Consider the following 20,773-nt stretch of genomic DNA (forward strand, 5'->3'; position numbering starts at 1 on the left):
TATCAACTGCAGGGGAGGGCTGTTTTAACATCATCTAGGAGGATGCTTACAGGCTAAATTGCTCGCCTAAATAGACTTTTTTCACCTGTTCGTTAGCGAGAATTTCTGCGGGGGTGCCAGCGGCAATGCGATGGCCATGGCTAACAATATAAGCGCGCTCACACACATCAAGCGTTTCTCGAACGTTATGGTCAGTAATCAACACCCCTAAGCCACGATCACGCAAGTGCAAGATAATTTGCTTAATATCCAACACCGAAATGGGATCAACCCCAGCAAAGGGTTCGTCCAATAAAATAAAGCGCGGATCGGCGGCTAACGCGCGGGCAATTTCTACTCGTCGGCGTTCCCCACCCGATAAGCTCATGCCCTGGCTGTGGCGAATATGGCCAATGTTAAACTCTTCGAGCAGCTGTTCCATTTTTTGCTCGCGCTCATTGGCTGTTAAATTTTTACGGGTTTGTAGCACCGCCATAATATTATCCGCCACACTTAAGCGGCGAAAAATAGACGCCTCTTGAGGTAAATAACCAATACCTGAGCGGGCGCGCACATGCATAGGCTGGTGGCTAATGTCTTCATCGTCAATGGTAATGCGGCCAGCATCGCGCTGCACTAAGCCCACTATCATGTAAAAAGAAGTGGTTTTACCCGCACCATTTGGGCCTAGTAGGCCCACAATTTGACCGGTGTTAACGGTTAAGCTCACATCTGCTACCACTTGGCGGCCTTTATAGCTTTTTTGTAGACCGCGAGCTTTCAGGGTTGCCATGATTAAGGGTTAGCCTCTTTATTATTCATCTCTTGCAATTGCTCAGGCAAAAATACGGTTTTTACCCGTCCTTGATTGCCTTGACCTTGCGCCTCCATTTGCTCGCGGTCGATGTCATAGCGAATACGATAGCCGGTCACTATGTTATCGTTTTGCTTTAATTGTGCATTATTGAGCAAAGTAATGGAGCGAGTTTTAATGTCATAGGTAATCTGTTTAGCCTGAGCGTTTACCGGCTGGCCGCTGTCTAGTACTTGATAGTAAGTGGCAGGTGAGCCGTACGCGGTCATGGTTTGCAAGCCTTTATCATTACGGGTTACCACTAATTTAGCGGCGCGCACATCGAGTGTGCCTTGTTTAACGATAACATTATCGGTAAAGGTCACTTTATTGTTGGCCAGCTCCACCAATTGACTGCCTGCATCTATGGTGACGGGCTCTTTATAATCGGCTTCTTTAGCTTGAGTGGTACTCATGCTCAGCACTAATAGTGCCGCAAAGCTAAGGAGTCGTGTAGGTTGCCTGAGTATCATGCAGTAGTTCCACCGTTTGTTGATCAATCTGTCCCAGTAACCCTTGGCCGTGGGCCTGATAAGTGGGGCTGCTCAGCTGTACCGCACGATTTGAGCGTAGCTGATTATTAATAAAATCCAGTTCTAAGTATTCAGTGGTCAGGGTTTTGATCACGGCCTGAGCTTGTAAACCCTTGCCGATGACATTGCCATTTAATACGGCGTTGTCATCGGTGTTAATCATGCCCTCGTCGCCACTGAGACGCCACTGCGGCTCACCATTGGGGGTGTAAAGCAAGATAACAGGTTTTTCCATTAGGGTCATGGTGAGCGGCTCATAGTGCTCAGCATAATCGGCGTTTAAGCTTCTATACGGTAATCCTAGCTGATTAAACTGCACACTTTTTAAGTTTTTTGCAATAAAATCAGGTTGATAGTCTTGTTGACTAGCCGGCTTAGTGGCCACAGGCTTAAACCATTGCCAGCTAATAAGCGCCACTAAAAATAAACCGCCAAACGCCCATGTTTGTCGGCTCATATACTCATACCTTGGGCTTGTTCGAGTACACCTTGTGCTTCTAAAATTAGATCGCACACTTCTCGTACACAACCTCGCCCGCCTTTAAGCTGAGTTATATAATCGGCGCGCTTTCGTACCAAGGGGTGGGCATCATTAACCGCCACGCCTAAGCCACATAATGCCATTACGGGTAAGTCCACCACATCATCGCCGATATATGCGACTTGCGCAGGGCTTAAGTTAAGCTCGCTCAAGAGTTGATTAAAGCTAATACGCTTATCGGCTTGTGCTTGAAAAACATGGCTAACGCCAAGGGACGCCATGCGCTCGGTGACGATACGTGACTCACGCCCAGTGATCACCGCCACCACAATGCCCGCATTTTGCAGCGCTTTAATGCCAAAACCATCCTTAGTGTTAAAGGTTTTAAACTCTTCACCTTGATTGCCTAGATAAATTAGGCCATCGGATAACACGCCATCTACATCGCAGATTAATAGCTTTATTTGACTTAACTGGTGCCACACATTGCTAGCTATGGGGCCATACAGCTCGGATTGCTCCATTAAATTACTCCTGCTAGTAATAAATCGTGCATATTAAAAGCGCCAATGGGGCGGCGAGCGTCATCGAGCACTAAGAGACCGCTAATTTTCTTTTCTTCCATTAGTTGCACCGCCTCTGCGGCCAGCATGTTGGCGTGCACTGTGGTGCAATGGCTGCTCATCACTTTATCTATGGTGGTGGTATGCACATCTATTTTTTTATCTAAGGTGCGCCTGAGATCGCCATCAGTATAGATACCGGCTAAGGTTTGTTGCTCATCGACCACGGCGGTAAAACCTAAGCCACTGCGGCCAATTTCTAATAGCGCATCGATGATCAGGGTATTAAGCCCCACGCTTGGCACATGCTGCTCTTTATGCATGATATCACCTACTCTAAGTAACAAGCGTTTACCTAAAGCGCCGCCAGGATGGCTCAGTGCAAAATCATCGGCAGTAAAGCCACGCGCTTCTAATAAGGAGACGGCCAGCGCATCGCCCATGACTAATGCCGCAGTAGTACTTGCTGTAGGAGCTAAGCCTAAAGGACAGGCCTCTTGTTCAACGCGAGTACATAAATGCACATTAGCTTCGCGTGCCATGGTAGAGCTTGGGTTGCCGGTTAAGCAGATCAGCGGAATAGCACGGCGTTTAAGCACCGGCAATAAAGAGATAATTTCACTACTTTCACCTGAGTTTGATAAGGCCAGCACCACATCTTGTTTGCCAATCATGCCCAGATCCCCATGGCTAGCTTCACCTGGATGCATAAAAAAAGCCGGACTGCCGGTACTGGCCAAGGTGGCGGCTATTTTATGGGCGATATGACCGGATTTGCCCATGCCAGTAACAATAATTTTTCCGGGGCAGTCAAACAGTAATTGGCAAGCCTCAGTAAAGGCATGATCCAAATATTGATAAAGGCCATCGATGGCTGCCTTTTCAATATCCAGTACACGCTGGGCCGTTTTTTGATAATTAAATTGCGCAGTCATGGTGTTCTCCACGTGTTAGGCGCAGCCATTATAGAAAAGCCAAGGTCGATTAGCGACCGTCAATCACACCTCTTCGCATTAAAGAAGCCTTCAGGGTGCAAAATCTTAAAGTAATTTTAGGGAAGAAAGTCAAAAATAAGGATAGTTAAGTCACTAAATGGCGCATAAGGGGATGCTAACTTAGTCTGTGTGTTGCCGATCTCACAGGGAAACCATACAATTCCTTCTTTTCGTTGGGGAATCAGTTTGAGCCAGAACCTTGTTGAAATAAGGGATCTCTGCTTTAGCCACGGTGAGCGAACCTTATACGATGGCATCAGTCTGCAGATCCCTAAAGGCAAAATCACTGCCATTATGGGCCCCAGTGGCATAGGCAAGACCACTATGCTGCGCTTAATTGGTGGCCAAATTAAACCAAGTAGCGGTGAAATACTGTTTGATGGCCAATCTATTCCTAAGATGAGCCGCGCGCGCCTGTATCAAGAGCGCCAGCGCATGGGCATGTTATTTCAAAGTGGGGCCTTATTCACGGGAATGACGGTGTTCGATAACGTAGCTTTTGCTTTGCGTGAACACAGCGGTTTTCCTGAAGAAATTATTCGCACGCTAGTGATGATGAAGCTAGAAGCGGTGGGCCTACGCGGAGCGGCCGAGCTCATGCCCGCTGAGCTTTCGGGCGGTATGGCAAGACGCGCCGCCCTTGCGCGCGCCATTGCCCAAGACCCTGAATTGATTATGTATGATGAGCCCTTTGCCGGACAAGACCCTATCAGTATGGCGGTGTTAGTCAAACTTATCGCTGAGCTTAACCGCGCCCAAGGCTTAACTTCTATTGTGGTTACCCACGATGTAGACGAAGTCATGAGTATTGCCGATTATGCCTATGTCATCGCCAATAAAAAGGTGATCGCCGCCGGTACGCCTGAAGAATTACGCCAAGGGACTAACCCTCAACTGGTGCAATTTTTAGAAGGTGAAGCGGACGGGCCCGTGGCTTTTCATTATCCTGCTCCGGCTTTTAGGGAGTCGCTTGACCATGTTAATTAATACGATTGGCCGCTTAGGGCGTAAAGGGGTTGCCAGTCTCACTGCAGGTGGGCGCGCTGGTATTATGTTGCTGCAAGCGTTAGTCGGGAAGCCTAAACCTAAAAAACACTTGCCACTATTAGTAGAGCAGCTGCAAGTGGTGGGCGTGCAATCGGTAGCCATCATCTTAGTTTCTGGCTTATTTATAGGCATGGTATTGGCGCTGCAAGGCTATAACGTCTTGGTCGATTTTGGCGCCGAGGGCATGTTGGGGCCTTTAGTGTCACTGTCGCTATTGCGAGAATTAGGGCCGGTGGTCACCGGCTTATTGTTTGCAGGGCGCGCGGGCTCAGCGCTTACCGCAGAGCTTGGCTTAATGAAAGCCACCGAGCAGCTTTCTAGCTTAGAAATGATGGGCGTGGATCCGCTGCGCCGCGTGGTAGCGCCGCGCTTTTGGGCAGGCATGATCAGTATGCCGTTGCTGGCGTTGATGTTTAGCTTAGTGGGTATTTGGGGCGCTAAGCTGGTCGGTGTGGACTGGTTAGGGGTCGATGCCGGTGGTTTTTGGTCTGCCATGCAAGCGGCAGTCGATTTTAAACAAGACATCATGCAAGGTTTTATTAAGAGCTTAGTATTTGCCTTGGTCGTCACTTGGATTGCTTTGTTTAACGGTTATGATGCCAAGCCTACGGCGGCGGGGATCAGTCAAGCCACGACGCGTACCGTGGTTCATTCTTCTTTGGCGGTGTTGGGGCTAGATTTCGTCCTAACCGTCGTTATGTTTGGGTAAATAGTGATGAAATACAGCAAACTGGAATTCAGTGTAGGCTGCTTTATGTTAGCCGGTATCGGCGCCTTACTCTTGCTGGCTTTTAAAGTCGCAGGCATTAATGTACAAGGCCAAGGTGATACTTATACCCTTTATGCTAAGTTCGATAATATTGGCGGATTAAAAGCCCGCTCTCCTATTAAAGTGGGTGGCGTGGTCGTAGGGAGAGTCAGTGAGATTAAACTGGATGCCCAAGATCAAACGCCGGTAGTTACGCTTACCGTTAACAGCAATGCCGGTCAGTTTTCACAAAGCAGCACCGCCGCTATTCAAACTTCAGGTTTGCTTGGTGAACAATATTTAGCGCTTAGTCCAGGGTTTGTTGATGAAGAAATGGGCATCGATATGCTAGCGGATGGCGATTTTATAACTGACACTCAATCGGCGCTGGTTTTGGAAGAGCTGATTGGTAAATTCATTTATTCTATTGGTGATAAATAAGCCAAGTGCAATCTTAGGAGCCACATATGAAAAAATTACTGCTATCGGGATTACTGGTTATCGCCGGCACCTGGGCGCCATTTGCTTCAGCACTTACCTTAACTGATCCCTATCAGCTAGTGAGTGAGGTGGCACAAAATACGTTTGATCGCCTTAATAACGAACAACGTCAAATCAAAGCCGACCCTAAATATTTGCGTACTATCGTACGTGAAGAAATGTTACCGGGAGTGGATGTACGCTTTTCGGCGTTTCGCGTCATTGGTAAACAGCTTAATGACACCACACCCGCCCAGCGTGATGCCTTTGTGGATGCTTTTAGCGAGTATTTAGTGGTGACCTATGCTGATGCGCTAGCGGCTTATGATAAACAAACGCTGGATATTGGTAGCGGTAAGGTGGGCGAGCAAGAGCAATTAGTGTCTATTCCCGTGACCGTATTAGAGCCTAACAAGCCGGCGATTAAGCTTGAATTTAAGTTAAGAAAAAATAAGCGCACCGGTGAGTGGAAAGTGTTCGACATGATAGCCGAGGGCATTAGTTTATTGTCTGCTAAGCAATCTGAGCTCAGTGGCCTTATTCGCCAAAAAGGCATTGATAACGTCACTCAAGACTTATTAGATCATACCAATAAGCCGGTTACGCCCTTGGAACGTAAAGAATGAAACTGACGCAACCACTTACCCGGAACCAATTAGCTCATTATTGGAACCAACGCGAGCAATTGTTTAGCCAAGCGCGCGCCGACTTAAGTGCGGTGCAAGAGATTGACTCAATTGGCTTGGCATTTTTGGTACAGTGGAGTCAGTCCTTGGCCGCCGAGTTGCGGCCATTAACGCTAGATACGCCGCCAGCAAACTTTTTACCGCTGGTTGACCTATATGGCGTCGGCGAGTTTTTTGCGTCGACCAACAACTTTACTGAGAGCTCACATGAGTCTTAATGAACAAGTAGAACAGTTAGTGCGATCTGCTATAGCAGTGGATGAAATTTATGTGAAAAGTGAAGGCACCCATGTGCAAGTTATTGCCGTGGCGCCTGAATTTAATGAGTTAAGCCGCTTAAAGCGCGAGCAGGCAATAAAACGCCCTTTAGCTGAGCTGATTGCCGACAATACGATTCACGCCCTAACGGTGAAAACCTTTACTCCCGAGCAATGGGCTCGTGAGCGTAAATTTATTATGCCCTCCTAAGCGGGAACTCTAATGGACAAATTTAAAATTCAAGGACCTTGCCGCCTCGCCGGCGAGGTCACTATTTCCGGCGCTAAAAATGCGGCCTTGCCGATTTTATTTGGCACCTTATTGTGTGACCAAGCCATTACGCTGTCCAATGTCCCTAAGTTAAAAGACGTAGATACCACGCTGCAACTCTTAGCTTCCATGGGACTAACTGTGGTAGAGCAGGGCGGTAGCTACGTTATTTCCGGCGCGGTTAATAGTCATATTGCCCCTTATGAGCTGGTACGCACTATGCGCGCCTCTATTTTGGCACTGGGGCCGTTAGTGGCTCGTTTTGGCCAAGCGGATGTATCTTTGCCTGGCGGCTGTGCCATTGGCGCACGTCCGGTGAATTTACATATTCACGGCTTAGAGCAAATGGGCGCCGAAATTCAGGTAGAAGATGGTTATATTAAAGCGCGCGTCGATGGCCGCTTAAAAGGCGCACACATCTTAATGGACATGGTGAGCGTCACCGGCACCGAGAACCTAATGATGGCCGCTGTGTTAGCCGAAGGGCGCACCACCATTGAAAACGCCGCTCGTGAGCCGGAAGTGGTCGACTTGGCTAACTTTCTAAATACGCTAGGCGCTAAAATTCAAGGTATCGGTCAAGATACCCTGATTATTGATGGTGTAGAGGCGCTACACGGGGGTGAATACAGTGTACAGCCAGATCGCATCGAAACCGGTACCTTCTTAGTGGGCGCGGCGGTCACCGGGGGGGATATTACATGTCGTAATACCGACCCGCATTTATTAGAGGCGGTGCTGGTTAAGTTAAAAGAAGCTGGCGCTGAAGTAACCACGGGTGAAGATTGGATCCGAGTTAATATGACGGATCGCCTATTAAAACCAGTTGATATTAAAACCGCCCCTTATCCGGCGTTTCCTACCGACATGCAAGCGCAGTTTACCGTGCTTAATGCGGTCGCTAAGGGAGTGGGGCATGTCACTGAAACTATCTTTGAAAACCGCTTTATGCATGTGCCGGAGCTTAATCGCATGGGTGCCACCATTGAGTTACATGGCAATATGGCGATTTGTGGGGACACTGAGCAATTAACGGGTGCGACTGTGATGGCAACCGATTTGCGCGCCTCTGCAAGTCTAGTGTTAGCGGGCTTTGTCGCTCATGGCACCACCATAGTGGATCGTATTTATCATATCGATCGCGGCTATGAAGTGATTGAAGATAAGTTGTCTGCACTCGGCGGCAAGATAGAACGCATCAAAGATTAACATACCGCTGCCAGCTATCAGTTGAGATAGAGTGTGCAGTAGTAGCGCTAAAAAGGGCCCAGATGTCATACATCTGGGCCCTTTTTGTGTTTGGTTCTGACTGACAGCTTACGGCTTAAAGCGGCCCATAGGGCTGACGTTAGCGCAACCGCTGAAAGCGTTTATCTTCTTCAATCTTAATGGCTAAGGTCATGATTTTACCCTTGCGTAATAAGGTCACTTTTATAGTGGCTCCGGGCTTAGTTTCGGCAATTTTATCCATAGCGTGGCGAGTATTAAGAATAGGTTCACCATCTAATTTAAGTAATACATCTTCTACTAATATGCCGCCTTTAGCTGCAGGGCCCGTTTCATTTAAGCCCTCTACATATAACCCCGTACGATCGCCCATTTTTAATAGCTGCGCCATCATAGGGGGGATATCGGCACCACTAATACCTAAATAGCCGCGGATCACGCGACCATGGCTAATTAATTCTTGCATAATGCGCTGGGCGAGTGCGTAGGGAATAGCAAAGTTAATACCATAGCTTTCTTGATGAGCCAGACTTTGAAAAGAAGCGGTATTAATGCCAACCATTTCACCGTACACATTAATTAAGGCGCCGCCGGAATTCCCCGCATTAATGGCAGCGTCGGTTTGTAATAAATCTTGGCGGCCGTTGCTATCTGGGCCCATGCTCGATAAGCCAGAGCGCCCAGTGGCACTGATAATACCTTGAGTAATGGTTTGTCCCACGTTATAGGGGTTACCGATGGCCAACACGATATCACCCACTTGCGGCGCAAGCTCCGTATCTTGTGGGATCACCGGTAGTTGGGCGGCATTAATTTTTAACACGGCTAAGTCGGTGGGCACATCAAAGCCGGTGACTTCGCCATTGAGAATTCGACCATCTTGTAGCGCTACTATCACTTGGTCCGCGTCAGCTATCACATGGTAGTTAGTTAGCACATAGCCTTGGCCATCCATAATAACGCCCGAGCCTAAACTGGTGGCACTGAGCTCAGAGGAGATTTCACCCCGTTGAAAGCTACGAGTGTAAATATTAACCACCGCAGGGCCGGCGCGATTGGCGGCATAAGAAAAGCTTGAGACGCCCACTTGCTGATTACGCCACCAGTGCTCAAAGGGCTGGCTTTTAAGCTGCGGGAAAATGATTAATAGCAAAGCCGCCATGACTATCCCAAGGACAATGGCTTGAACAAAAAACTTAAACGAAGCAAAAAAGCGCATAAATAACAAAGCAAATAGCAAAAGAGGCCTAGCATAACATAAACCAAGAAATCGAACTGTTAGCCGTTAGCGATAAGCGCTCAATCATCAATAATGTGGAGCGAGCAAGATACTATTAAATATTTTAGCGAGGGGGGTGGCAGTAGCCATAAAAAAGCAGCGCTAGGCGCTGCTATTAATAGCTACAACGTGACGCTATTTTTTAATTATCTTAATACTAAGTAAATAGAAGATTGGCCGCGCTGAATATTGAGCGCAATGACCTCGGGCTTGGCTTCAATAATTTTTCGCAAATCATTTAAGTCTGTGATGCGTTTGCGGTTAACACCAATGATGACATCATTTTTTTCTAAGCCAGAGCGGGCGGCGGGGGAGCGGGGCGCTACTTCAGTAATTTTTACGCCTTTCACCTTATCTTTGGCCGTAGTTTTAGCCAGCGTTGCGCCCTCTAGTGCTTCATTTAGGGTATCAGCGGACAAACTTTCATCTTCGCTATGGGCCAAGGTCACTTTTGTTTCTTGTTTTTTACCATCGCGAAAAATACCCAAGGTGACGGTTTTATCTGCGCCCATAGTGGCGACTTTAGCGCGCAGCTCAGCAAAAGAACGGATGGCTTTACCATCGAGGCTAATAATAATATCGCCGGCTTTTAGGCCCGCCTCAGCCGCCGATGAGCCTTCTAACACCTGACTCACAAAAGCACCATGCTGACTACGATAACCAAAGGTGCGGGCTAATTCAGAGGTCAGCTCGCCACCCATGACGCCTAGCACGCCGCGGCGCACTTCACCAAATTCAATAATTTGATCGATTAAGCTTCTCACCATGTTGGCAGGAATAGCAAAACCAATACCAATATTGCCACCATTTGGCCCTAAAATCGCGGTGTTAATGCCTACTAACTTACCTTCTAAGTCCAGCAAGGCACCGCCTGAGTTGCCGGAGTTAATGGCAGCATCAGTTTGAATAAAGTTTTCTAAGTTTTCCACATTTAAGCCAGAGCGACCTAGGGCACTAATAATACCCGAGGTTACCGTTTGGCCCAGTCCAAAAGGATTGCCGATAGCGATAGCAAAATCGCCTACCCGCAGTTGATCAGAGTCGGAGAACTCAATTTCTACTAAATCTTTGGCATCTACTTTTAGTAGCGCAATATCACTTTGCTTATCACTGCCAATAAGCTCAGCTTCATATTCTTGACCATCGATTAGAGTAATTAAAATTTTATCAGCATCAGAGATAACGTGATTATTGGTGATCACATAGCCTTTTTTCGCATCTATGATCACCCCAGAGCCGAGGGCTTGAAAAGGACGCTCTTGTACTTGCTGGCCTTGCATCTCAGGGCCGAAGAAAAAACGAAAAGGCTCGGGTAAAGCTTGGCGACTCACTTTATTACCCGACACGGAAATATTAACTACCCCCGGTGATACTTTTTCTACGACTGGCGCTAAGCTTCGAATATCATTGGCAGCGCTTAGTGGCAGTGCAGCTTGCGCGGTGGGGATCACTGCCAAGCTAATACTCAGTGCTAGGACAGATAATAAAGGGAGTCGAGATTTCATGCACATGCTCCTAAAAGTCTAACTGGATAACTAACGATTAATAAAAGTAAAAGCCAACAGAAAAGTGTGATTTGAGACTATATAACACGCTAACTAGTTCCATATTCTCTACTAATTAACACGATAAGCGCTTGGCATGCCACTTTTGTGTGGGTGGGCTACGCCATATGGAAATTAAGCCACCGATTAGCTAAGTGTCTCTATTTACATAAAATCAGTACACTAGTAAGTCCCTCACTTAAATTAATGATGCCGCTGATGAGCCCTCAACAACGATATCAGGCGGACTTAGCTCGTCCTGATTTTATGCAAGATGATACCCAAGCGCTAGCAGTGCAGCATTTGCAGCGGCTGTTTAACGACTTGCAAAAGCCGCAACCTGTGGCGCCTAAGGCGAGTTTTTGGCAAAAAATAACACAGCAAAGCCCGCCTCGCCCACAACCGGTACAAGGCGTGTATTTATGGGGAGGAGTCGGGCGCGGCAAGACTTATCTTATGGACACTTTTTATGACTGTTTACCCTTTCCTAATAAGTTAAGAGTACATTTTCATCACTTTATGCAGCAAGTGCATCAAGACTTAACTGAGTTGCAAGGCCAAGCAGACCCACTGCAAGCAGTGGCGGCGCAAATTGCGGCGCGCACCCGTATTATTTGTTTTGATGAGTTTTTTGTGTCCGATATTACGGATGCCATGATTTTGGGAACCTTATTCGAATATTTATTCGCTGAAAGTATTACCTTAGTGGCAACCTCTAATATTCCTCCCGATGACTTATACCGCCATGGCTTACAGCGTTCACGTTTCTTACCCGCCATTGCCTTAATTAAACAACATTGTGCTGTGTTCAATGTGGACTCAGGCGTTGACTATCGTTTGCGTACTTTACAACAAGCCAATTTATATCATTGGCCACTCAACGCCGAAGCTGAAGCCGCATTAGCGCAGTACTTTGCTCAATTAAGTAGCGGTGATATTAGCTGGGAAGAAGAGATAGTCATTAATCACCGCCCGTTAGTCACGCTGGCGCGCAGTGAGGGAGTGCTATATATAGAGTATGAAGAGCTGTGTTGTACGCCACGCTCTGCAAACGATTATATTGAGCTAGCTCGGCGTTATCATACGGTCTTGCTAGCCAATGTGGTGAGTATGGACGCACAAAGTAGTGATGCTGCGCGCCGCTTTATAGCCTTAGTGGATGAGTTTTATGAAAAGAGGGTCACGTTAATTATCTCAGCGGCGGTGCCCATGGCTGAACTTTATCAAGGCGGGCAACTCGAATTTGAATTTAAACGTACCTTATCGCGACTCATTGAAATGCAATCTCATGAATATCTTGCCAGAGAGCCCCTTAGTTAGTCACAATAGCCGCCCCCGTATCAGGGCATGATGCGAGGAAGGGGTTGGGCGAGCTTACTCTTTTTAATGGGCATTGAAATTAGTAGGTGATTATTACGGCAACTTTACCTATAATCGCCCAGCCCACGTTACACTGCTGTCTAACGGACGGCATCACTGTAAACAGACTGATACTCGAAGGGGTATGTGTTTGCTCGTGTTTTGCGCAAGTGCGCAAGTGTATAATTCATCTAAGTATTTTGGGTTAATCCATGAAAACTTTTGTTGCTAAGCCAGATACCGTAAAGCGTGACTGGTATGTTGTTGATGCAGAAGGCAAAACTCTAGGTCGTTTGGCCACTGAGATTGCGCTTCGTCTGCGTGGTAAGCATAAGCCGGAATATACTCCGCATGTTGACTGTGGCGATTACATCGTTGTAGTAAATGCTGAGAAAATTCAGGTAACCGGCAATAAAGCCGAAGGCAAAATTTACTATTCTCACTCCGGTTTCCCGGGTGGTTTGAAGTCAATTAGCTTTGAAAAACTGATTGTTCGCAAGCCTGAGATGGTGATTGAGTCTGCCGTTCGCGGCATGCTGCCTCGTGGCCCTCTGGGTCGTGCTATGTTCCGTAAGATGAAAGTCTTCAGCGGTGCTCAGCACAACCACGCTGCGCAACAACCTCAAGTACTGGACATCTAAGGCGGGATTAGGCAAATGGCAGAAACTCAATACTACGGTACCGGTCGTCGTAAAAGCTCAACGGCTCGTGTATTCGTAAAACCAGGTAGCGGTAACATCGTTATCAACAAACGTTCATTAGATCAGTATTTTGGTCGCGAAACTGCCCGCATGGTAGTTCGCCAGCCATTAGAATTGGTTGAGATGACAGAAAAATTTGACCTGTACATCACCGTTGCTGGTGGTGGTATTTCTGGTCAAGCTGGCGCAATTCGTCACGGCATTACTCGTGCTCTGATGCAATTCGATGAGACCCTGCGCAGTTCATTGCGCAAAGCAGGCTTTGTTACTCGTGACGCTCGTAAAGTGGAACGTAAGAAAGTGGGTCTGCATAAAGCACGTAAACGCCCTCAGTTCTCCAAGCGTTAATTGGGACTGCGTTTTACAACAAAAGCCCGGGGTTTACCCGGGCTTTTTTATATCTCAAAACGCGATTATTTGGCGATATCAGTTTTTGTTTTAAATAAAAAGCCTTTTGATCACAAATCATTTACTGCCACTTCCCCCAGTCCTTGTAAAAGAAGGCATTTTTCTTTAGAATTTCAGGGTTTTTTGTGGCAATTGAAACCATAATATCCGCCGCAGTTGTCACAGCCGTCTCGAAGCATGGAAAAAAACAATAACGCGCGGAGACCAAATGGGAGAGTTTTTGGATGAGCAATGCGCCAGTTAGTACCGGTCGCCGCAGATTTCTGACCTGGTCCACTACCGTAGTGGGTGGGGTAGGAGCTGCTTTTGCCGCTGTACCTTTTATTGCTTCATGGAATCCCAGCGCAAAAGCGAAAGCTGCCGGGGCTCCAGTGGAAGTAGATATCAGCAAAATTGAACCGGGTCAGTTAATCCGTGTAGAGTGGCGAGGAAAACCCGTGTGGGTGGTCCGTCGTAACCAAGCTACGCTTGATTCATTGACCAAGCTTGATGAACAACTGCGAGACCCTCATTCAGAGGAACCTCAGCAGCCTGATTACGCACAGAATGAATACCGCTCAATTAAGCCTGAGTTATTGGTGACAGTAGGTATTTGTACTCACCTAGGTTGTTCGCCAACCTATTTACCAGATTCATTTGGTGAACAAGTTAAGGGCGTAACCGCGGGTTTCTTCTGTCCTTGTCACGGTTCCAAGTTTGATATGGCTGGGCGCGTTTTCAAAAGCGTACCTGCTCCGTTAAACCTGGTGATCCCCCCCTATTACTATGTCAACGATTCCACGATTTTAGTGGGCGAAGACGGTGAAGGAGCCTAAGTATGCTGGGTAAATTCGTAAACTGGATCGACGAACGGATCCCGATGACGGCGACCTACAACAAGCACGTAGGTCAGTATCCGGCACCGAAAAACTTTAACTTCTGGTATTTCTTCGGCTCCCTAGCCATGTTAGTGCTGGTTAACCAACTGCTAACGGGTGTGTGGTTAACGATGAACTACAACCCCTCTGGTGAGGGCGCATTTGCCTCTGTTGAATACATAATGCGTGATGTGGAATACGGCTGGTTGCTGCGTTATATGCACAGTACTGGTGCCTCTGCTTTCTTCGTCGTTGTGTATATGCACATGTTTCGCGGCCTGATTTACGGCTCTTACCAAAAGCCCCGTGAATTGCTGTGGCTGTTCGGTATGTTAATCTTCTTGGTATTAATGGCCGAAGCCTTTATGGGCTACTTGCTACCTTGGGGACAGATGTCGTACTGGGGTGCACAGGTTATTATCTCACTCTTCGGTGCTATTCCGGTGATTGGCGATGATTTAACGCTGTGGATCCGCGGTGACTATGTTATCTCAGGTGCCACACTGAATCGTTTCTTTGCCTTACACGTTATCGCCTTGCCGTTAGTGTTAGTGATACTGGTGTTCTTACACATAGTAGCGCTGCACGAAGTGGGTTCAAACAATCCAGATGGTATCGATATTAAGAAAGTAAAAGACGAAAAAGGCTGGCCAAAAGATGCGATTCCGTTCCACCCTTACTACACAGTGAAAGACGTAGTCGGTGTCGCTGGCTTCTTGTTCATCTTTGCCTTCTTTATCTTCTTTATGCCTGATGGTGGTGGCTATTTCTTAGAAGCACCAAACTTTGAAGCGGCAAATAGTTTGAAGACACCAGAGCACATAGCTCCGGTATGGTACTTCACACCTTTCTACGCCATCTTGCGCGCGGTTCCTGATAAGCTAACGGGTGTTATCTTAATGGGGCTGTCGATTGTGGTGTTGTTCTTGCTGCCGTGGTTAGACCGCTGCAAGGTGCGCTCATTCCGCTACCGTAGCAAGCTGCATTTATTGAACATTACTCAGTTTGTAATCTGCTTCTTTATCTTAGGCGTGTTAGGTACTTTGCCTTCTACTCCGGTGTTGACGCTGGTTGCACAGATATGTTCATTAGGCTACTTCGCTTTCTTTGTACTGTTGTTCTTCTACAGTAAAAACGAAAGAACTAAGCCGCTGCCAGAGAGGGTCACATTCTAATGAAGAAGTTAATCATTGCTGTACTCGCCTTGCTGCCTGCCGTGGCTTTTGCCTCAGGGGCGGCTAAGCTAGACAAAGCGAATTATGACTTGAGTGACCAAGCCTCATTACAAAATGGCGCTAAGTTATTCATGAACTACTGTGCAGGTTGCCATAGTACTCAGTATCAGCGCTATAATCGCGTGGCTGAAGACTTGGGTATTCCTGAAGAGGTGATGCAAGCCAACCTTAATTTTACCGGTGTTGCAATTGGGGATTTAATGAAAAACTCTATCCCTGAAAAAGATGCAGCCGAATGGTTTGGTGCACCACCGCCGGATTTAACACTGGTAGCACGCGTGCGTGGTACTGACTGGTTATATACCTATTTGCGCTCTTTCTATAAAGACGAAAGTCGCCCATTTGGTGTGAATAACACAGTGTTTCCTTCGGTAGGTATGCCTCATGTCTTGGAACCTTTACAAGGCGCAACCACGGTTAAATTGGAAACTCGCACCATTGATGGTGAAGAAGTAGAAGTACCAGTTGGGATTGAAGTGGCCGGCAACGGTGAACTGAGTCCTGATGAATATGATGCCGCTGTGTTAGACATAGTGAATTTCTTAGCTTATTCTGCTGATCCGGTTAAGTTAGAACGTCATCGTATGGGTTACTGGGTACTGGGCTTTTTAGTTATCTTCTTTATCTTCGGTTACCTGTTGAAGAAAGAATACTGGCGTGACGTACACTGATTAGACATCGTCTAAGCTAACCTTGGAGACGGCAATGAGGCAAAACGCTTCATTGCCGTTCCTGTTTATGATTTATGGAGGATCTAATGGCAGTTGCGGCTAATAAACGCTCTATCATGACGCTATTTTCGGGTGCGGAAGATATTTACAGCCATCAAGTACGTATTGTATTGGCGGAGAAAGGGGTGAGTGTAGAAATCACTCAAGTAGAATTAGATGCCCTTCCTGAAGATATGCTCGAGCTCAATGCTTACGGAACGCTACCGACTTTAGTCGATCGCGAGCTAGTACTGTATGAGTCTGACATTATCATGGAATACTTGGATGAGCGCTTTCCTCACCCGCCTCTAATGCCAGTTTATCCGGTCGCGCGGGGCAACAGTCGCCTAATGATGCACCGTATTAAACAAGACTGGTATTCATTGGTAGAGCGCATTCAGCGTAATGAAAAAGCCGATGAAGCTCGCAAAGAGTTGCGCGAGGCCTTATTGGCAGTAGCACCGGTATTTGCTGAATATCCTTACTTTATGAGTGAAGAGTTTAGCTTGGTGGATTGCTACATGGCGCCGCTATTATGGCGTTTGCCATCGCTCGGTATTGAGCTTTCTGGACGGGGTGCAAAAGAGCTGAAAGGCTACATGATACGTTTGTTTGAGCGTGAGTCGTATCAAGCTTCAATGACGGAAGCTGAGCGCGATATTGGCGGTAAGATTTAATTATGGAGAATCTGACACCCAGCCGTCCTTATTTGTTGCGTGCCTTTTATGATTGGTTATTAGATAACGAGCTGACTCCTCATTTATTGGTGAATGCCGTTATTCCTCATACTGAGGTGCCGCAGCAATATGTAAAAGATGACCAAATTGTGCTCAATATCGCACCGTCAGCGGTTGTTGGTCTACATATGGATAATGATGCGGTGAGTTTCAGCGCACGGTTTGGCGGCTCGCCCTTTCAGGTTTATATACCGATGGCAGCCGTGGTGTCGATTCAAGCGCGAGAAAACGGTGCTGGCACCTTTTTCCCGCCTGAAGATGCTTATGATGCTTGGTTAGAAAGTGTAGATGCCGATGAGGCACTAGATAGCCTGTCAACCACTGAGCCAGAGGATCCACCCACACCGCCTAAAAAAGGTAAGCCAAACTTACGAGTCGTTAAGTAGCCACTTGGCTTTATTATTTAAAAACGCAGCCAAGGCTGCGTTTTTTTATGCTACTAAGTTAATGAGTCTTTAGGGCGCGGCTTGAATAAATTCAAACACGGTAATAACCCGTTTTACACCAGACACATTTCTTGCCAGTTTAACGGCGATATCTGCTTCTTTTTGGGTCACTAAGCCAATCAAGAATACCTCGTGCGCTTCAGTGACCACTTTTACTTTAGTGCCATCGATATTTTTTTCTGCTAATAGCGTACTTTTAACCTTCGAAGTTAACACTGAGTCTTGGCTACGCGCAGTAATATCCAGCGGGGGAGTAATACGCAACTCATTAAACACCTCTTCCACACCCGGAATATCTTTCACTATTTCTTCTGCCTGTTGGCTTAACTCCGGAGTAGGCGTTTGCCCAAGCAGTAAACTTTTACCTTTAGTGGTGATCACGACCACTCGGCTTTTTTCCGCTAGAGGTTGAGTGGTGCTTAAGCGGTGAGTGGCGCGTACATCTATGGCATGATCACTGACTTGCGTGGACACTGCGCGTCGGTCGGTCAGTGAAGCTACGCCAGTGCCGGCACCGGCTAACAGTACGCCAGCACAGCCTTGTAATAATAAAGAGAGTGAGAGAGTGGTGATTAATTTAGCTTTCATGAGTCATCTTCTTCTTGAGGAAAGAGAGTGCGATCAATTAAGTCACACAAACAATGTAAGGTGAGTAAGTTCACCTCATGAATACGGGGCGCGCGTAGTGCCGGGACGCGAATTTCTACATCGTTAGGGCCCAATAATCCAGCGAGCTCGCCGCCGTCTTTACCCGTAAGCGCCACTATGGTCATATCCCGGCTCAGCGCGGCTTCTGCGGCTTTAATTAGGTTACGGCTATTGCCCGTGGTAGAGATAACGACTAAGACGTCACCTTCTTGGCCGAGGGCGCGAATTTGGCGGCCATAAGCTTCATCAAAGTGCTGGTCCACCGCAATCGCGCTAATACTGCTGGTATCGAGTGTTAAGCAAATTGCTGGCAGTGCAGGGCGCTCTGTTTCGTAGCGGTTAATCAACTCGCTAACAAATAATTGTGCTAGGGCATTAGAGCCGCCGTTGCCACACACCAGTAACTTATTGCCATTTAATAAGCACATCACCATCATTTGGGCTGCCGCTAAAATATCATCGGGTAAGGCTTCGGCTGCCGCAATTTTGGTTTGAATGCTCTCGGTAAAGCTGGCTTTAATCTCGTCTTGCATAGTTGATCCTTAAAAGGCGTTTTCTAGCCAATGAAGTGCAGAGCCTTCAAAGGCGATCACATCAAAGCGACAAGCTTGAGCGGCCTCATTGAGACGCTGAGCTTGCATGTAATTTAAGGCGGCGCGGCGCAGTTTTTGTTGTTTCGCAGGCGTAATTGAGGCCAGCGCGCCGCCAAAATCTGCTTGACGACGATAACGCACCTCAATAAAGACTAAGGTGTCGCCACTGGCCATAATTAGGTCTATCTCGCCCAGCTTGCACCAATAATTACGTTGTATTAGTACCAAGCCTTGCGCTAATAAAAACTGCTCAGCTTGGTGTTCAAATTCGTCCCCTACCTCTTGGCTAGATGGGAGGCGGTGGCGCTTATCTGGCGTTTTGTTTGAGCTCTTCTTTAAGTTCAGCTTCCAGCTCAGGGTCGAGGCTAAAGTCTTCCCCTGCTGCATCAGGTGCTGCCATGCCTTCGATTTGCCAGTCGCCATCCTGATACTCCATCCATTGTAAGCGCCGCTCAATGACCCCTTGTTCATTAACGCTAAGATCACCGGTTAAACCAGGCACAGCACCACCTTGAGTGCTGAGCTCTGGCAGGCGAGGGAGTAAACTTAGCGCATCATAACCCAGTGCAAATAGCCGTAGCCAAGAGCTACTACTATTGGGCCATTGTAGCTCGACTGTGGCTCTTAGCGGGTCTTCTTGGTCAAAGATCCAAGGCATGTCTGCCAACATCACGCCATTAAGCTCTTTCATCGGTGCTTGCCCACCTGGAATAAAGCTGCGCGAAGTGACGTAGGTAGGGAGGCGTTGTTTGCGGCTATCTCGTACAAAGTCAAAGTAGGGCAAAATAAAGCGCGTTTCAGTGGCGTTAGAGGCCATAAATACTGAGTCGATAGCGCCACTGGCGATAGCATCGCCGTCAGTATTTTTGGGGGCTGAGGTATTGAGTGCGCGGCGCACATCCGCTTCTATGGCTTGCTTACTACTAAAGTAAGCGACGCGTGCCGGCTGGCCACTGAGTTGTTGCCAGCGACGGTTAAATTCGGCTGCACTGCGTTTACCTAAGGCATTACCAGGAGCAAAGACTAAAGGTTGACGATGGCCTTGCTCCCACAGATGCAGTGCGCCTTCTGCCGCTTCACTTTCCGGAGATAAGGCAAAGTAATAGCGATGCGCTAACTCTTGGTTATTAGGCGGGCGATTTAGCGCCAACTGCGGCATGGCGGGATCTAATATATCCAGTGCCGCAATATTATCTTTTAGTAATGGACCAATAATAAAATCGGCGCCTGCACTTTGTAGCTCTTGGTAAAGCCGACTCATGTCTGTGGCGGTATCAAAGAAGCTCAGGGTAGAGCTTTGACCTTGATGCGCCTGCAAAATGCCATTACGAATGGCGTCCGCTTGGCTGGCTAACTGACCACTTAAGGGCAGTAACACCGCAATATGGCTTGGCTGATAAGTAGTGAGCGTGGGCGTGCGCTCTAAATCCTCTGGCAAATAATATCCTCCAGGGTGCTTGGGATAACTGCTACGCCATGAATTGAGTTGCCAATCGCGCTGTTTGTTATTGCTAGTGGGGGAGTTTAAAATCGCCATTAAGCGTAACCAACCCTGAGTATCGTCTTGATACTCTTCGTTTAACGCCTCATGTAAGCTTTCGCTAGAGAGCGGCGCGAGTAGCGCATAAATACGCTCTAGGTTCGCCTGCTGTCTTGCTCCTGCTAATTTCTCATGCCGTGCTACCAACATATCGGCGGCGGCAATGGGCTTATGTTGTTGCTCAAAGCGATGGGCTTGTTGTAAAAAATAATAATTTAGCGCACTGGGCTTAAGCGAGTCGCGGTTAATCGCTTCTAAGAGCTGCTGTGCTTGCTGGGCATCATTATTTGCCAGTGCTAGCTCTGCTGCGAGTAAATCAATAACGGGAGTTTGCTCTGGCGTGGCTGAGCTTCGTAATTGGGTGAGCTGTTTAGTGGCTTTTGCTAGCTCCTTTTCTTGTAACCAAGTGCGAATGGCGAGTACCTGCCAGCTAAAGGCATCCTTTGGCGAGGCCTTGTGCGCATACTTAAGATATTGCTCAGCACTTAATTCCAGCGTGCCAAACATCTTAGGCGGCGCATCTGGTAGGGGTTGTGAAACCATGCCGCTGCCACAGGCGAGCAGTAAATATGAAAGCACCATGGTGCATAATAGCC

26 protein-coding genes are annotated in these 20,773 nt (G+C 47.5%); 15 read left to right on the forward strand and 11 right to left on the reverse strand.

What is annotated here, in order from left to right:
• Positions 1–46 precede the first annotated feature (46 nt).
• From lptB to CBP12_RS12160, 5 genes are read right to left on the reverse strand one after another with little or no spacing between them, the layout of a single operon-like run.
• Positions 47–772, reverse strand: a complete 726-nt coding sequence (lptB, locus tag CBP12_RS12140; RefSeq protein ID WP_086964776.1) for an LPS export ABC transporter ATP-binding protein — start codon at positions 770–772, stop codon at positions 47–49.
• Between the two features lie 2 nt (positions 773–774).
• Positions 775–1,305, reverse strand: a complete 531-nt coding sequence (gene lptA, locus CBP12_RS12145; RefSeq protein WP_086964777.1) for a lipopolysaccharide transport periplasmic protein LptA — start codon at positions 1,303–1,305, stop codon at positions 775–777.
• Positions 1,274–1,822 (reverse strand): LPS export ABC transporter periplasmic protein LptC, encoded by a 549-nt coding sequence (gene lptC / locus CBP12_RS12150; RefSeq protein ID WP_086964779.1) that lies wholly within the window; start codon positions 1,820–1,822, stop codon positions 1,274–1,276. Before lptC ends, lptA begins: the two co-directional genes overlap by 32 nt.
• Positions 1,819–2,370: a 3-deoxy-manno-octulosonate-8-phosphatase KdsC gene (gene kdsC, locus CBP12_RS12155; RefSeq protein ID WP_086964781.1), complete on the reverse strand. Its 552-nt coding sequence runs from the start codon at positions 2,368–2,370 to the stop codon at positions 1,819–1,821. Before kdsC ends, lptC begins: the two co-directional genes overlap by 4 nt.
• Entirely contained in the window at positions 2,370–3,344 is a 975-nt protein-coding gene (locus CBP12_RS12160) for a KpsF/GutQ family sugar-phosphate isomerase (RefSeq protein WP_086964783.1), read from the reverse strand. Before CBP12_RS12160 ends, kdsC begins: the two co-directional genes overlap by 1 nt.
• A gap of 246 nt (positions 3,345–3,590) precedes the next feature.
• On the opposite strand from CBP12_RS12160, the gene mlaF reads away from it, so the two are divergent.
• The 7 genes from mlaF to murA are packed head-to-tail and all read left to right on the forward strand — an operon-like array spanning position 3,591 to position 8,102.
• Complete coding sequence (gene mlaF / locus CBP12_RS12165; RefSeq protein ID WP_198341810.1) at positions 3,591–4,391, forward strand: phospholipid ABC transporter ATP-binding protein MlaF; 801 nt, start codon at positions 3,591–3,593, stop codon at positions 4,389–4,391.
• The gene (gene mlaE / locus CBP12_RS12170) at positions 4,381–5,160 is read left to right on the forward strand and encodes a lipid asymmetry maintenance ABC transporter permease subunit MlaE (protein WP_086964785.1); all 780 of its coding nucleotides are present in this window, start codon (positions 4,381–4,383) and stop codon (positions 5,158–5,160) included. The genes mlaF and mlaE overlap by 11 nt, the downstream gene beginning before the upstream one ends.
• A 6-nt stretch (positions 5,161–5,166) precedes the next feature.
• Positions 5,167–5,640 carry an outer membrane lipid asymmetry maintenance protein MlaD gene (gene mlaD, locus CBP12_RS12175; RefSeq protein ID WP_086964786.1) on the forward strand — a complete coding sequence of 158 codons (474 nt, stop codon included), beginning with the start codon at positions 5,167–5,169 and terminating at the stop codon, positions 5,638–5,640.
• A 26-nt stretch (positions 5,641–5,666) separates the two neighbouring features.
• Positions 5,667–6,305, forward strand: coding sequence for a phospholipid-binding protein MlaC (mlaC, locus tag CBP12_RS12180; protein ID WP_086964788.1), 639 nt, complete (start codon positions 5,667–5,669; stop codon positions 6,303–6,305).
• A complete protein-coding gene (locus CBP12_RS12185) occupies positions 6,302–6,583 on the forward strand; it encodes an STAS domain-containing protein (protein WP_086964790.1) in 282 nt (93 codons plus the stop codon). Before mlaC ends, CBP12_RS12185 begins: the two co-directional genes overlap by 4 nt.
• On the forward strand, positions 6,573–6,833 hold the full coding sequence (locus CBP12_RS12190) for a BolA family protein (protein WP_086964792.1): 261 nt from the start codon (positions 6,573–6,575) through the stop codon (positions 6,831–6,833). The genes CBP12_RS12185 and CBP12_RS12190 overlap by 11 nt, the downstream gene beginning before the upstream one ends.
• A 12-nt stretch (positions 6,834–6,845) precedes the next feature.
• Positions 6,846–8,102, forward strand: coding sequence for a UDP-N-acetylglucosamine 1-carboxyvinyltransferase (murA, locus tag CBP12_RS12195; RefSeq protein ID WP_086964794.1), 1,257 nt, complete (start codon positions 6,846–6,848; stop codon positions 8,100–8,102).
• Positions 8,103–8,241: 139 nt separating this feature from the next.
• On the opposite strand, the gene degS is transcribed toward murA, so the two are convergent.
• Entirely contained in the window at positions 8,242–9,339 is a 1,098-nt protein-coding gene (gene degS, locus CBP12_RS12200; RefSeq protein WP_086965575.1) for an outer membrane-stress sensor serine endopeptidase DegS, read from the reverse strand.
• 206 nt (positions 9,340–9,545) lie between these two features.
• On the reverse strand, positions 9,546–10,904 hold the full coding sequence (locus tag CBP12_RS12205; protein WP_086964796.1) for a Do family serine endopeptidase: 1,359 nt from the start codon (positions 10,902–10,904) through the stop codon (positions 9,546–9,548).
• Positions 10,905–11,162: 258 nt separating this feature from the next.
• Between CBP12_RS12205 and zapE the strand changes: the two genes are divergently transcribed.
• The 8 genes from zapE (at position 11,163) to CBP12_RS12245 (ending at position 17,336) form a co-directional block, all read left to right on the forward strand.
• Positions 11,163–12,263, forward strand: coding sequence for a cell division protein ZapE (zapE, locus tag CBP12_RS12210; RefSeq protein WP_086964798.1), 1,101 nt, complete (start codon positions 11,163–11,165; stop codon positions 12,261–12,263).
• A 251-nt stretch (positions 12,264–12,514) separates the two neighbouring features.
• Complete coding sequence (gene rplM, locus CBP12_RS12215) at positions 12,515–12,943, forward strand: 50S ribosomal protein L13 (RefSeq protein WP_086964800.1); 429 nt, start codon at positions 12,515–12,517, stop codon at positions 12,941–12,943.
• Between the two features lie 15 nt (positions 12,944–12,958).
• Entirely contained in the window at positions 12,959–13,351 is a 393-nt protein-coding gene (gene rpsI / locus CBP12_RS12220; protein ID WP_086964802.1) for a 30S ribosomal protein S9, read from the forward strand.
• Positions 13,352–13,635: 284 nt separating this feature from the next.
• Entirely contained in the window at positions 13,636–14,226 is a 591-nt protein-coding gene (gene petA, locus CBP12_RS12225; RefSeq protein WP_086964804.1) for a ubiquinol-cytochrome c reductase iron-sulfur subunit, read from the forward strand.
• Positions 14,227–14,228: 2 nt separating this feature from the next.
• Complete coding sequence (locus CBP12_RS12230) at positions 14,229–15,443, forward strand: cytochrome b (RefSeq protein ID WP_086964806.1); 1,215 nt, start codon at positions 14,229–14,231, stop codon at positions 15,441–15,443.
• Entirely contained in the window at positions 15,443–16,174 is a 732-nt protein-coding gene (locus CBP12_RS12235) for a cytochrome c1 (protein WP_086964808.1), read from the forward strand. Before CBP12_RS12230 ends, CBP12_RS12235 begins: the two co-directional genes overlap by 1 nt.
• A gap of 86 nt (positions 16,175–16,260) precedes the next feature.
• Positions 16,261–16,890, forward strand: a complete 630-nt coding sequence (sspA, locus tag CBP12_RS12240; RefSeq protein WP_086964810.1) for a stringent starvation protein SspA — start codon at positions 16,261–16,263, stop codon at positions 16,888–16,890.
• A gap of 2 nt (positions 16,891–16,892) precedes the next feature.
• Positions 16,893–17,336 (forward strand): ClpXP protease specificity-enhancing factor, encoded by a 444-nt coding sequence (locus CBP12_RS12245; RefSeq protein WP_086964812.1) that lies wholly within the window; start codon positions 16,893–16,895, stop codon positions 17,334–17,336.
• 69 nt (positions 17,337–17,405) lie between these two features.
• Here the strand turns inward: CBP12_RS12245 and CBP12_RS12250 are convergent, their stop codons facing one another.
• Genes CBP12_RS12250 through CBP12_RS12265 form a run of 4 tightly spaced genes read right to left on the reverse strand, consistent with a single transcriptional unit; the run spans position 17,406 to position 20,720 of the window.
• Complete coding sequence (locus CBP12_RS12250; protein WP_086964814.1) at positions 17,406–17,984, reverse strand: BON domain-containing protein; 579 nt, start codon at positions 17,982–17,984, stop codon at positions 17,406–17,408.
• Complete coding sequence (locus CBP12_RS12255) at positions 17,981–18,577, reverse strand: D-sedoheptulose-7-phosphate isomerase (protein ID WP_086964817.1); 597 nt, start codon at positions 18,575–18,577, stop codon at positions 17,981–17,983. The genes CBP12_RS12250 and CBP12_RS12255 overlap by 4 nt, the downstream gene beginning before the upstream one ends.
• A 9-nt stretch (positions 18,578–18,586) precedes the next feature.
• Complete coding sequence (locus tag CBP12_RS12260) at positions 18,587–19,024, reverse strand: YraN family protein (protein WP_086964819.1); 438 nt, start codon at positions 19,022–19,024, stop codon at positions 18,587–18,589.
• A complete protein-coding gene (locus tag CBP12_RS12265) occupies positions 18,945–20,720 on the reverse strand; it encodes a penicillin-binding protein activator (protein WP_157420107.1) in 1,776 nt (591 codons plus the stop codon). The genes CBP12_RS12260 and CBP12_RS12265 overlap by 80 nt, the downstream gene beginning before the upstream one ends.
• Positions 20,721–20,773 lie beyond the last annotated feature (53 nt).

The sequence above is a fragment of the Oceanisphaera avium genome, from assembly GCF_002157875.1.
Taxonomy (GTDB): Bacteria; Pseudomonadota; Gammaproteobacteria; order Enterobacterales; family Aeromonadaceae; genus Oceanimonas; species Oceanimonas avium.